Consider the following 12,719-nt stretch of genomic DNA (forward strand, 5'->3'; position numbering starts at 1 on the left):
TGCAGCATCACCCTTTCAACAAGAGCGGCAACACAAAACATTCCTCGTCACTCAGAGCGGCACAACCACATTATTATGTCTTCTGAGCACTTTCACTTTTTTCTGCTTGGTCAGCCTTCTCAGCACACTTTCCGGTTTCGGACAAAATACCTCGAAGAATGTTCAGCTCGACACGATCAGGACGAATGCGCCCATACATGCGCCTGAGCTTAGCCATGATCTTCTCATGACTGCTGTGCTCAAGAAAGCCTATTTGTACAAGCGTCTTATATAAATGCTCATAGAATCGCTCAACATCCTCCTGACTCGCAAGATCATGCGACCTCGGGATAGGCAGCGGCAACTCTCCTCGCGTCACTGCCAACCAGGCCATTCTCAACTCATAAGCCATAACCTGAACGGCAGCCCCCAGATTCAGAGAGCTGAAATCCGGATTAGTAGGAACATGCACCTGCAGATGACACATTTGAAGCTCTTCGTTGGTCATCCCGCGATCTTCTCTTCCAAATACCAGGGCAATCTGCCCCGCTCCCGCCTCTCCAAGAATCTGGCTGGCACAGGCTCGAGGGTCAACCAAGGGTAACGACACCCCACGCACTCTGGCACTGGTACCCACTACAAAATGACAGTCCGCCACCGCTTCTTCCAACGTACCGACCACTTTGGCATTGGCTAACAAATCATCAGCACCGGATGCCAGTGCAAAAGCCTTGCCCGACGGGAACTCCAGAGGCTCAACCAGAACCAGCCTGCTAAGCCCCATAGTCTTCATAGCTCTTGCCGCCGCTCCGATATTGCCCGGATGGGTGGTGTTAATCAGAACAATGGAAATATTGTCGAGCACCGACGGCTCAATTGCGACTGCGTCACTCACTGGGGGAAATCTCGCTTGGATCAACAACAAGGAGCCAATAATCAGCTCATCAAAATCATGAAAGCCACTAAGAACCTGCATCAAGCGGGGCTTTCACGGCGTAAATCAATCGAATCGGCAAGTGTAACCTAATCCGATTTCAACAGCCATGAGCTGAAGACGTTCCACACCATCAATAGTAAAGCAGATAACACCTGTCCCTCTTTAGAGAAGGTGGAGACAAGTCCTGTGAGCGCCCTGCCAACAGAAAAACCACCGATCTCATCGAAGCAGCTTCGAAAGGTTTCTAACCGCAAATAACATCTGTTATACTCCGCCGACTATTTTCCAGTCACTGGCCTAATACCCGGTTTTTTTTCATTCCGGAGTAGGAAACCAGTCTGTACCAGGCTGCCGCACCCCTCGGTCAGCATATTGATCTTTCACAGTCAGACGTAGTCCAGCCTATGCAACCCATGGTGAACATGGCCCTGCGAGCAGCTCGCTCGGCCGCCGAAATTATTCTTCACGCCCACCAGGACCTCGAGAGTCTCAAGGTTCAGGCAAAAGACCGGAATGATTTTGTCACAGAAGTAGACAGAGCCTCCGAAAAAACGATCATCGGCGCTCTGATGAAAGCTTACCCCGACCACGGATTCTACGGTGAAGAATCCGGCATGACTGAAGGAAAAGGTGATGGTAAGGACTACCTCTGGATCATTGATCCACTGGATGGTACTACCAACTTCATCCGTGGCATCCCAACTTTTGCCATTTCCATTGCCTGCCAGTATCGCGGCCGGATCGAGCACGCCGTTGTACTCGACCCTATTCACGATGAAGCTTTCTGCGCGAGCCGGGGACAGGGTGCCACCCTGAACAGTAAACGCATTCGCGTAAGCGGACGCAAAAGCCTTGAAGGCGCACTGATTGGAACCGGCATTCCTTTTTCTGGCAGTAATCTCAACTATGTAGATGGCTACCTGAACATGATGCGCTCCCTGCTGGGAGACACTGCCGGTATCCGTCGTGCAGGTGCCGCCGCTTTGGACCTGGCCTATGTAGCTTGCGGTCGCCTGGATGCCTTCTGGGAATTCGGACTGCAGAAGTATGACATGGCAGCTGGCTCCCTGCTGATTCAGGAAGCTGGAGGTCTGTGCAGCGATTTTAATGGCGGGCACGACTTCCTGGACAAAGGCCAGATTGTTGCCGCCAACCCAAGATGTTTCAAAGAAGTACTTCAGCGCATTCGCCCATTCGCGAATGAAAACATGGGACGCTGACCCCTTAGGGCCTTACCCTCCGGGGATAAGGCCTTTTTCCAGACATACTCACTTCACTAATTTCGCCACATCCCGAAACACATCACACTCTGCTGTTTTCATCAGTTCAAAGAGCACCATTTCTACACTGGTCAGCTCAACACCTTTCCTTGCCAACTTATCTAACGCCAGTCGTTTGTTATGCTTGGACCTGGACGAAGTTGCATCCACTACCACCTCAACATCATAACCCCGCTCCATTAAATCCAGAGCCGTCTGATAGACACAAATATGAGCCTCTATCCCTGCCAGTAATACTTGAGTTTTACCTGAAGCCTTTAATGAGTCCATAAAATCCGGCTGCCCACAACCACTGAATGAAGCCTTAGCCATAGGGACCGCGCCTTTCAACGCCTCAGCCAACACGGGAGTCGTACGCCCAAGTTTTTCTGGCAACTGCTCTAACCAGAACACAGGCAGCTCCAGCAATTGAGCCCCTTTGACCATTCTTACCAGGGCATCATGCATCCTTTCCTGTTTATACATTAACGAGGCAAGCTTACCCTGCACATCCACTACCACCAGAGCAGTATTATTCCGACTCAGCATATTGATACCTTAAGCAGATAAAGCCTCTAGTTTAATAAACCTTCCTTTAAAAACATATTCAAACCTCTACCTGTTTACCACCTTTCCCAAGCCCACCCAATGCCAGATAACCGTCTAAACTGGCGACAATGGTTTTCAGCCTGAATGAGGTGTGTCTAGGCCAAGAATAAGATTCAGTTTCAGAAAGGATTGAGTCTGATTCAGTTTTTCGAACTTAATGTAAGGCAGTAGTTCTGGGCATCTCTCCAAGAGAGTAAAATCACTCTGAGAGGTGACCAATGACTACCAGGAAAAATAGAAAGTTCCATTCCCCTGAATTCAGAGCTAAGGCATTGAAGCTGGCCGAAAAAACCAGAGCATCTTCTGCTGCTAAAGAGCTTGAACGACAAGAATCTCAGCTCTATATCTGGCGAACTGCCGCTAACCGGAAAAAATCAGTAAGTGAGCGTGGATCGGTACTGCAAGTACCCAACCCTATATACCCATTGGATTTCAAGATGCTACCAGGTGACAAGTGAGCGAAGCCCTGTGAGCCTACAAGTAGTAGGTGATCAGGGTGAGCGAACGCTGGCAACAACGTAGCATCTTGAAAGGCGATGGGTATAAATCATACTTTCTGACTCATTGCTCTGGCAACCTCGGCAACTACTCCCGCATTGCAACTCTAGTCACATAGCTGGTTATGCTCCCGCCGTTACGTCTTGCAGGATACCTGCTCAATAAGCCAGAAACATTCGATTCCATCAGGCTGGGTAGTTACGAATAAAAATGAAACGAAGTAAGTTTAATTGATAGGTAGTCACTCAAAAGACAGGAAAGGCTTGCATAAAAAAGCCGGCCTTTTTACGGGCCGGCTTCTATCAAACGTTTAAGCACTTAAAAGATAAGCATATCAATCAGTATTCTCAAGGCGTCTGATCAACATCATCTTCCTTAACAGGAACAATCAGATCTTCGCGACTGATCTTCATGTAGATCAGAAGATTGGAGGCAATGTAGATGGAGGAATAAGTACCCACACCAATACCGACTATCAGTGCGGTGGCAAAACCATTGATCATTTCACCACCAAACAGGAAGAGTGAAAGCAGCACCATCAGAGTGGTACCAGAGGTTGCCAATGTCCGACCGAGAGTCTGAGTCAGGGAAACATTGATTATCTCATCGGCATCCCCCTTTCTCAGCTTCCTGAAGTTTTCACGAATCCTGTCGTACACAATAATAGTATCGTTCAACGAGTAACCTATCACTGCCAGAATCGCCGCAAGAACGGTCAGGTCAAACTGCAACTGCAGCATGGAAAACAAGCCAAGCACGATAATAGAGTCATGAGTCAAGGCCAAAACCGCGCCAACAGAGAACTTAAACTGGAAGCGGAAAGCGATGTAAAGCATAACCATGCCAAGCGCCATCAGCATTCCCAGACCGCCCTGCTCTCGCAGTCGTTCACCTACCTGAGGCCCAACAAACTCAACCCGTTTAACGACAACACTGCCATCGTGATTCTGATCAAGCAGCTTGGCAATATTGTGACCCAGAGCGGGATCATCGCCAGGAATTCGAACCAGAATATCCCGGACTGAACCGAACTCCTGAACCACTGCATCACCGTATCCTGCCTCACCCAACTGCCCACGAATGTTTTCCGTGTTAGCTGGCTTATCATAGACAAGCTCAATCAGGGTACCGCCGGTAAAATCCAACCCCCAGTTAATTCCCTTGGTGGCCAGAGAAGCCAGGGAGCCAACGATCATCACAATGGAAAGAATGGTTGCGTAAGTACGCAACTTCATAAAATTGATTGTTTTATCGCCCAAGGCTGTTTTTTGATCTGCCATTGTGACCACCTCAAATGCTCAGTTTCTTGAGATCACGACGACCGCCATACACCAGATTCACCAGTGAACGGGTTACCATAATCGCAGTGAACATGGATGTGACGATACCGATAGACAGAGTCACAGCGAAGCCCTTGATCGGACCTGTACCCACTGCGAAGAGGATCAACCCCACCAGCAGCGTAGTAATGTTTCCGTCAAAGATCGAAACAAAGGCCCGGTCATAACCATCGTGAATAGCACGCTGAACCGGCCGACCCAACTTGATTTCCTCACGTATTCGCGAGAACACCAGAACGTTGGCATCTACAGCCATACCCAGTGTCAGCACTATACCGGCTATACCCGGCATGGTCAGTGTTGCACCAAAGATACTCATCGCAGCGGTCAACAGCATCAGGTTGATAGCCAGAGCAATATTAGCCAACAGACCAAATACCCGGTATACCACCATCATGAACATGACAACCATACCCAGGCCCATCAATGTGGAGTCCACCCCCATCTTGATGTTCTCGGCACCCAGGCTCGGACCTACGGTTCGCTCTTCAACGAAGTACATAGGAGCAGCAAGGGAACCAGCACGCAGCAACAGCGCCAGCTCAGAAGCTTCTCCAGAGGAGTCCAGGCCGGTAATACGGAACTGGTTACCCAGTGCCGACTGAACGGTTGCAAGACTGATTACCCGTCTTTCTTCACGGAAGCCAGGCACTTTGACCTTAACCTTTTCTCCGTCAACTTCACGGGTCTCAGTACGCGTCACAGGTTTCTGCTCGATGAAAATAACCGCCATGCTTCGCCCGATATTATTTCGGGTAGCATTATTCATCTTCTTACCACCAGTACTGTCCAGACTGATGTTTACCTGCGGCTGACCACTTTCGGTATCAAAATTGGACTGAGCACTGGAAACCCGCTCACCGGTAATAATGATGTCGCGTTCCAGATTAACTGAACGACCACGATAGTCAAAAGACTCAGTATTACTGCGAGAAGCGTTTGCCAAAGCCTCAAGGCGGAATTCAAGGTTAGCGGTTTTACCCAGAATACGCTTGGCTTCAGCGGTATCCTGCACACCAGGCAGTTCAACAACAATATTGTTACGTCCCTGACGTTGTACCAGAGGCTCAGACACACCCAGTTCATTGACACGGTTACGAACTGTCGTCAGGTTTTGCTTGACCGCATAATCTTCCAGTTCACGTATATATTGTTCTGAATAACGGTAGGAAACCACATAACGCTCACCCAGATCTTCTGTCTCTACCAGCAAATCTGGAAACTCTCGCTTGATTCTCCGTTCAGCCTTATCACGAGTGGCCTCATCCAGGAAGGCCAGCTGACGGGCTCCGTCTGTACGGTCAGGCATAGTACGATAACGCAGCCTTTCCTTTCGCAGAAGCGCTCTGATTTCTGTATTAGATATATCCAGCTTGGTCTTAACAGCCCGATCGGTATCCACTTCCAACTGGAAATGTACACCACCTGACAGATCCAGACCCAGTTTCATGGGATAAGCGCCAATGGAAGTCAACCAATCTGGCGTAGTCGGAGCCAGGTTGATCGCAACAATATAATCATCGCCCAGAGCATCTTTAATAACTGATTTCGCCAGCTGCTGCTGATCAGCATGCTTCAGTCGAATCAACAAGGCATTATTTTCAGTATCACTGGCTTTGGCCTCTATATTGGCCGCATCCAGTGCTTTTTGCGCCTTTGCCTGCACACCAGCAGTGATCGTCTCTGATGAGCTAGCGCCCGATATCTGTATAGCAGGATCATCGGGGTACAAGTTAGGTAGAGCGTACACAAAACCAAGTGCAACAATCATTGCAATCAGCAGGTACTTCCACAGGGGATATCGATTGAGCATGGCCCACCGGTTCCTGTTCTATATATTAAATGCCTGGATCAGGAGTCTGGTCGTGAATAGTGCACAAGCATAAAATTCAGTAGAACCAGACACAGCCTTGAACGTTCTGGGTAGCTTCGTTGTATTTGTGCGAATAGTTCAGCTATTCAATCAAATTCAACGGAGCTGTTTAGAACCACTTAAAGCTGCGGCTGTTCGTTCTGGATTTCAGGCCGGATGATCTATTCTCAGTCAGGCTCCTAATGCCTGTTCAGGGAACGAATATTCTCCCTGATACCCAGGCAAAATCCGTTTCTCCAGAGATAACCGGAAACCGTCTTCGATGTCCGGTCGCGCTTTTTTATCGTGAAATAATTTTCAATCATCAAAAGTGCGAAAAATTATTTCCCTAGGAGGCTGACCGAGAATAGCATCCAAGCATAAAATTCAGTAGAACGAGTCAGCTTTTTCACTGAATTTGTGCGAATAGTTGACCTATTTAAGCAAATTCAGTGGAAAAGATGGCCGTTCTTTCTGGATTTTAGGCCGGGCTGTCTATTCTCGGTCAGCCTCCTAGAAGCCTGTCGGACTTCAGCTTTCGAGCATGAAATTCAGTAGAGCGAGTCAGCTTTTCGTTGGATTTGTGCGAATAGTTGACCTATCTAAGCAAATTCAACGGAAAAGATGGCCGTTCTTTCTGGATTTCAGGCCGAAATTGTCTTAAGTCCGACAGGCTCCCAGCTAACAGCTGTTATTTAATGGCTTTTATAGTGCCCTTGGGCAGAGAAGCTGCAACTGAAGACTTCTGGAAGTTCAGCTCAAGATTCTCAGCAACCTGAAGAGTAATAAACTCATCAGTAGTGTTCACTACCTTGCCTACAATACCGCCTGTGGTCACAACCTCATCACCCTTGGACAGGTTTCCAAGCAGATTCTTATGCTCTTTGGCTCGCTTGGATTGTGGGCGCCAGATCAGCAACCAGAAAATCAGGACAAAACCGCCCAGCATAATCAGCTGCCCATACATGCTTGGACCCGCAGAGGCTGCGCCAGCCGCTTCAGCAAATGCCGGACTGATAAATGGGATCATTCAAATACTCCTTAAAGACAATAAACAGTTAAATTCCATCACAACAAAAAGCAGGATCGTGTGCACTCCAAGAGTCTGACCCGAGAGTAGACAGCCCTTCCTAAAGCTCATAAAGAACGATCACTTTTACACTGAGCTTGATTAAATAGGTCAACTATTTGCACAAATCCAGTGAAAACGTTCTCTCGCTCTCCAAAACCTTATATTCGGACACTAATCTCTGTCAGGCTCTCACAGAGCCGGCACCGGAAGTCCACGCTTTCGGTAGAATTCTTCGACAAAGTCGTCCAATTTACCTTGTTCAATGGCGTCTCGCAAACCCGCCATAACTCTCTGGTAGTAGCGCAAATTGTGAATAGTGTTGAGCATGCAGCCCAAAATCTCACCACACTTATCCAGATGATGCAGATAGGAGCGACTAAAATTCTGGCAAGTATAGCAGTCACAACTTTCTTCTAATGGGCTCGCATCCCGCTTATGAACGGCGTTACGGATCTTAATGACACCTTCATCCACAAACAAATGACCGTTACGGGCATTACGAGTTGGCATTACACAGTCAAACATATCCACACCGCGACGAACGGCTTCAACAATGTCTTCCGGCTTACCCACCCCCATCAGATAACGGGGATAACCTTGAGGCACTTTATTGGTGATATGTGACAAAATACGCATCATATCTTCCTTGGTTTCACCCACAGAAAGGCCACCAATGGCATAACCATCAAAACCGATCTCAGCCAGGCCTTCCAGAGAACGATCACGCAGATGTTCGAACATTCCACCCTGGATAATGCCAAACAAAGCCGAAGGATTGTCACCATGAGCCTCTTTGGATCGTTTCGCCCAGCGCAGCGATAACTCCATGGAGTCTTCCGCTTCTTTTTCGGTCGCTTCACCGTCTGTGCATTCGTCAAAGATCATGACGATGTCAGAACCCAGTTCACGCTGAACCTGCATAGACACTTCCGGGCTCAAAAAGACTGGAGAGCCATCGACCGGTGACTTGAAAGAAACACCTTCTTCGGTAATCTTTCGCAGCTTGCCCAGGCTGAATACCTGAAAGCCACCTGAGTCTGTCAGAATCGGTCCCTGCCACTGATTAAAATCGTGCAGATCGCCATGCTCCTGAATAATCTCAGTACCCGGACGCAACATCAGGTGAAAAGTATTCCCAAGAATAATTTCCGCGCCGGTATCTTCAATATCCTTGGGCATCATGCCTTTCACGGTGCCATAGGTACCAACCGGCATAAAGCACGGTGTTTCAACCGTTCCCCGGGGAAAGGTCAGACGTCCACGTCGAGCTTCACCATCAGTGGCCAGCTCTTCGAACTGCATGAAGCACTCTTCTCTACTCATGAGCCTCTCAATTCAGAGGGCACAGCAGCCTGCACCCATCCGACAACATTTCTAAAAAAGAATTAAATTTAAAGTGGGAGCGCATCAGGGCTTTTTCAAGCCCGATCTCCGACTTTCTTACAATCTGCTCAGGATTTACGAGTCAACCACATGGCATCGCCATAACTGAAGAATCGATACCCTTCTTTCACCGCCTCGTTATAGGCTCGAAGAATGGCGTCTTTACCCGAAAACGCACTGACCAGCATCAGCAGTGTGGATTGAGGAAGGTGGAAATTTGTGATCATGGCATCCACAGAGCGGAACTCATAGCCCGGAAAAATAAAAATATCCGTATCACCAAAGAAGGGCTTGATCTCACCGTCACGGGAAGCTGACTCCAGAGAACGAACCGAAGTCGTCCCTACAGCCACCACCTTATTACCTCGGGCACGAGCAGCCTTGACCGCTGCACAAACCGCTTCGGGCACTTCTATGTACTCAGAATGCATTTCATGGTCAGCGATATTATCAACCCGAACGGGCTGAAAAGTCCCCGAACCAACGTGTAAAGTAACAAACGCCTGCTCAATGCCTTTTTCTTTCAACCGCTGCAGCATAGCCTCATCAAAGTGAAGACCAGCTGTAGGCGCCGCTACTGCACCGTCTTTTTCCGCAAATACGGTTTGATACCTCAGACGATCAGCACTGCCATCTTCACGATCTATATAAGGAGGCAGAGGCATATGGCCATGTTCCTGCAACTGCGGCAGTACTGGCTCATCAAAATCAATCAGAAACAGAGCCCCTTGTCGGCCGGTCACTTCTGCTTCTATACAGTCATCCGCCAGAAAGATACGACTGCCGGGCTTAGGCGCCTTACTGGAACGAACATGAGCCAATACCTTACGTTCTTCAAGCACTCGCTCTATCAAAACCTCCAGTTTACCGCCGGTTTCTTTGCGGCCAAACAGTCTGGCCGGAATGACACGGGTGTTATTCATGACCAGCAGGTCGCCAGGCTCAAGCAGGCTTTCTACATCGGCAAACTGGCCATGGGTTATGGTCTCTGTTGGACCATCCAGCCGCAACAGACGACTCCCGGTACGTTCCTGAGCAGGAAACCGGGCAATCTGCTCATCGGGCAGCTCAAAATCAAAATCACTGACGCGCATAATAGGTGTGTGGTCTGGTACCTGAAAATAAAACAGCCATAAGCCGCTCAACGACTCCATCCAGCTTCATGAAAGTATCACTCCCTTCATGAAAATGTCTGTAACAACATCAAAACAACATCAAAACAACATCAATATAAGCCATTCAGCGGTCTGGAGAGCTGACCGTTTCTGAAAAAACGCGTCAATATACTGCAAAACCGAGTCTCTGTCAGGCGACAAAACATTCCGCCTGACACATCGATTATGATGAAAGATTGATCAGAAAAGACAGGTTCAAACTCAGGGACTAAAACGACAGTTGAAAACAGTTCGGGCTTATGTATACTACGCCACATCTTCTCGGGACAGCCCAGTCCTGAAAAACAGTGCCGGTGTGATGGAATTGGTAGACATAGGGGATTCAAAATCCCCCGCCTTCACGGGCGTGGCGGTTCGAGTCCGCCCACCGGTACCAAGTTCAATTTATCTCCACTCAAAGACCAACAGAGAATCCAGCTATCTGAGAGTCTCTTATCTACAAGCCACAATCATTCCTATATCTTATACGCCAATAATACCAAGCATCTAACCATACCGTTTATAACAAACGGCAACAGAATACCTGTTATCTGACACCCACAAAAATTAACACGCTACTGCCGCACCGCTAATATTTTCAAAAAATAACAGCAGCCCCCAAATGCTCTGCAAGCAAAATATGATATAAACCCTCCCCATGAACACCATCAACATCCAATACTATAAATCGCCGGTTGGCGAGCTGATGCTTGGCACCTATGACCAGCAGCTCTGCCTGTGTGACTGGCGTTATCGAAAGAAAAGATTGAGAGTCGACGCACGCGTCAAAAACGGGCTCAAAGCTGAGTATGTCGAGAAAGACGACGAAATTATGGAACTCGCTCGTCAACAACTGGAAGAGTATTTTCGTAAAGAACGGAATGTCTTTTCAGTGCCGCTGCTCTTGGCAGGCACCGCCTTTCAGAAACGCGTTTGGCAAGCCTTGCTGGACATCCCCTACGGAGAGACCACCACCTACGCAGGACTGGCTGAATCCATGGGAGACAAAAACGCCCTCCGAGCCGTAGCCAATGCTAATGGTGCCAACGGAATTTCAATCTTGGTTCCCTGCCACCGGGTTATTGCGAGCAATGGTGAGCTTCAGGGCTATGCCGGTGGCAAACCCGTTAAGGAAAAGCTATTAAACCTTGAAGGTGGACTCCCTTATCAACAGAGTTCACTGTTTGATTAACATCCCTTACTTGACGATACACTCTTCGGCATGAATGACTTTTACGATCAGCTCACCCCTTTTTACCCTCTTATTTTCGAAGACTGGGATGACAGCATTGAGCAACAGTCGAACCAACTTCATGCGCTGATTCGGAAATTCTGGCCCGACACCGAATCAGTTCTTGATGTCTCCTGCGGCATTGGCACCCAAGCCATAGGACTGGCTCAGAAGGGCTATAAAGTCACAGCATCCGATCTTTCAGAAAAAGAAGCTGAGCGCGCAAGACAAGAAGCAGACGAACGCAGCCTGAATTTAGATGTATCAGTCTGCGACATGCGACAGGCTTTTGATCATCATGGGTCTGGTTTTGATCTGGTAATCTCTGCGGATAACTCTGTACCTCACCTCTTAAACGACAATGATATCCTTACAGCCTTTAAACAAATGTTTGCTTGTCTCAAATCGGGTGGTGGCTGTCTGATCACTGTTCGAGATTATGAAAAGGAAGAACGTGGCCGAAACCTGTTAAAACCTTATGGCGTCCGGGTTGAAGGCAACAAACGATACATCCTGTTTCAAGTTTGGGACTTTGAAGGCGATCAGTACAGTCTTGCCTTTCACCTGGTTGAAGAAGACCTTTCTACAGGCAAAGCAATCACTCACACACTTCACTCTCGTTACTATGCCATCTCCACAGACCAGCTTTGTGAATTGATGAGAGAAGCAGGCTTTAAGAATGTACAGAGGCTTGATAACGTCTTCTACCAGCCTGTCATCATAGGTACTAAATAGAGGACGCAGTAAGTCTCTTAAGATTGGTTATGGAATCAATATGATCAATATAAAATCACCAAGAACTGAATTGACAATTCTTGAACCCAATAACGCCGGTTTGCTTTTAGAATACAGACTGACTAACCGGGATCACTTGACCCCGTGGGAACCTGTGCGAAATGAGAGTTTTTATACATTGGAACAGTGTGAGCGCCAGCTAACAGCACAGTGTAAAAGCTTCAAGGAAGGTACCGGCTTCCAGCTCACAGCATTGACACCTGACAGAAAAGAAGTCATTGGCTTATGTAACTTTAACAATGTCATCCAAGGTGTTTTTCAAGCCTGTCACCTAGGCTACTCTATTTCGAAAAAATACGAAGGTCAGGGATTAATGCACGAGATTGTTTCCACTGGCATGAACTACATCTTTCAGGAAGCAAAACTTCATCGCATCATGGCGAACTACATTCCTGACAACCATCGAAGTGCAACACTACTTAAAAAGCTGGGCTTTGAAGAAGAAGGAAGAGCCAAGTCTTACCTCAAGATCGCCGGAAAGTGGCAGGATCATATTCTGACTTCCAAAATCAATCCTGCCGATCATAAAGAGTAACTTAACAAGTGCGTTTTACGCACACACTTCGCCTGGCCAAGGGCCGCACTTCGACGACTCAGTACGAACGGGCTC

The 12,719-nt window shown here is 48.1% G+C and carries 12 protein-coding genes and 1 tRNA gene; 6 read left to right on the forward strand and 7 right to left on the reverse strand.

Annotated features, from left to right (window positions below):
• Nucleotides 1–73 precede the first annotated feature (73 nt).
• Nucleotides 74–874 (reverse strand): tRNA (cytosine(32)/uridine(32)-2'-O)-methyltransferase TrmJ, encoded by an 801-nt coding sequence (trmJ, locus tag GZ78_RS25930; RefSeq protein WP_236631702.1) that lies wholly within the window; start codon nt 872–874, stop codon nt 74–76.
• 446 nt (nt 875–1,320) lie between these two features.
• Here trmJ and GZ78_RS25935 point away from each other — a divergent pair, with 446 nt between their 5' ends.
• Nucleotides 1,321–2,136 carry an inositol monophosphatase family protein gene (locus GZ78_RS25935; RefSeq protein WP_034842988.1) on the forward strand — a complete coding sequence of 272 codons (816 nt, stop codon included), beginning with the start codon at nt 1,321–1,323 and terminating at the stop codon, nt 2,134–2,136.
• Between the two features lie 48 nt (nt 2,137–2,184).
• Here GZ78_RS25935 and GZ78_RS25940 read toward each other — a convergent pair whose 3' ends face one another.
• Nucleotides 2,185–2,724: a hydrolase gene (locus GZ78_RS25940; RefSeq protein WP_034842991.1), complete on the reverse strand. Its 540-nt coding sequence runs from the start codon at nt 2,722–2,724 to the stop codon at nt 2,185–2,187.
• A 278-nt stretch (nt 2,725–3,002) separates the two neighbouring features.
• On the opposite strand from GZ78_RS25940, the gene GZ78_RS25945 reads away from it, so the two are divergent.
• On the forward strand, nt 3,003–3,242 hold the full coding sequence (locus GZ78_RS25945; RefSeq protein ID WP_051786570.1) for a transposase: 240 nt from the start codon (nt 3,003–3,005) through the stop codon (nt 3,240–3,242).
• A gap of 387 nt (nt 3,243–3,629) precedes the next feature.
• Here the strand turns inward: GZ78_RS25945 and secF are convergent, their stop codons facing one another.
• The 5 genes from secF to queA form a co-directional block, all read right to left on the reverse strand.
• Entirely contained in the window at nt 3,630–4,562 is a 933-nt protein-coding gene (gene secF, locus GZ78_RS25950; protein WP_034842993.1) for a protein translocase subunit SecF, read from the reverse strand.
• Between the two features lie 10 nt (nt 4,563–4,572).
• A complete protein-coding gene (gene secD / locus GZ78_RS25955) occupies nt 4,573–6,435 on the reverse strand; it encodes a protein translocase subunit SecD (protein WP_034842996.1) in 1,863 nt (620 codons plus the stop codon).
• 730 nt (nt 6,436–7,165) lie between these two features.
• On the reverse strand, nt 7,166–7,504 hold the full coding sequence (yajC, locus tag GZ78_RS25960) for a preprotein translocase subunit YajC (protein ID WP_034842998.1): 339 nt from the start codon (nt 7,502–7,504) through the stop codon (nt 7,166–7,168).
• 231 nt (nt 7,505–7,735) lie between these two features.
• On the reverse strand, nt 7,736–8,848 hold the full coding sequence (tgt, locus tag GZ78_RS25965; RefSeq protein ID WP_034843069.1) for a tRNA guanosine(34) transglycosylase Tgt: 1,113 nt from the start codon (nt 8,846–8,848) through the stop codon (nt 7,736–7,738).
• Between the two features lie 149 nt (nt 8,849–8,997).
• Nucleotides 8,998–10,023 (reverse strand): tRNA preQ1(34) S-adenosylmethionine ribosyltransferase-isomerase QueA, encoded by a 1,026-nt coding sequence (gene queA / locus GZ78_RS25970; RefSeq protein WP_034843000.1) that lies wholly within the window; start codon nt 10,021–10,023, stop codon nt 8,998–9,000.
• A gap of 370 nt (nt 10,024–10,393) precedes the next feature.
• Here queA and GZ78_RS25980 point away from each other — a divergent pair.
• The 4 genes from GZ78_RS25980 to GZ78_RS25995 all read left to right on the forward strand — a co-directional run bounded on the left by GZ78_RS25980 (nt 10,394) and on the right by GZ78_RS25995 (nt 12,644).
• Nucleotides 10,394–10,480, forward strand: a tRNA-Leu gene (locus tag GZ78_RS25980).
• A 261-nt stretch (nt 10,481–10,741) separates the two neighbouring features.
• On the forward strand, nt 10,742–11,275 hold the full coding sequence (locus tag GZ78_RS25985) for a methylated-DNA--[protein]-cysteine S-methyltransferase (RefSeq protein WP_034843005.1): 534 nt from the start codon (nt 10,742–10,744) through the stop codon (nt 11,273–11,275).
• A 30-nt stretch (nt 11,276–11,305) separates the two neighbouring features.
• A complete protein-coding gene (locus GZ78_RS25990) occupies nt 11,306–12,049 on the forward strand; it encodes a class I SAM-dependent methyltransferase (RefSeq protein WP_034843008.1) in 744 nt (247 codons plus the stop codon).
• Between the two features lie 40 nt (nt 12,050–12,089).
• Nucleotides 12,090–12,644, forward strand: a complete 555-nt coding sequence (locus tag GZ78_RS25995) for a GNAT family N-acetyltransferase (protein ID WP_081870057.1) — start codon at nt 12,090–12,092, stop codon at nt 12,642–12,644.
• Nucleotides 12,645–12,719: the final 75 nt, after the last annotated feature.

Source organism: Endozoicomonas numazuensis (assembly GCF_000722635.1).
GTDB classification, from domain to species: Bacteria; Pseudomonadota; Gammaproteobacteria; order Pseudomonadales; family Endozoicomonadaceae; genus Endozoicomonas_A; species Endozoicomonas_A numazuensis.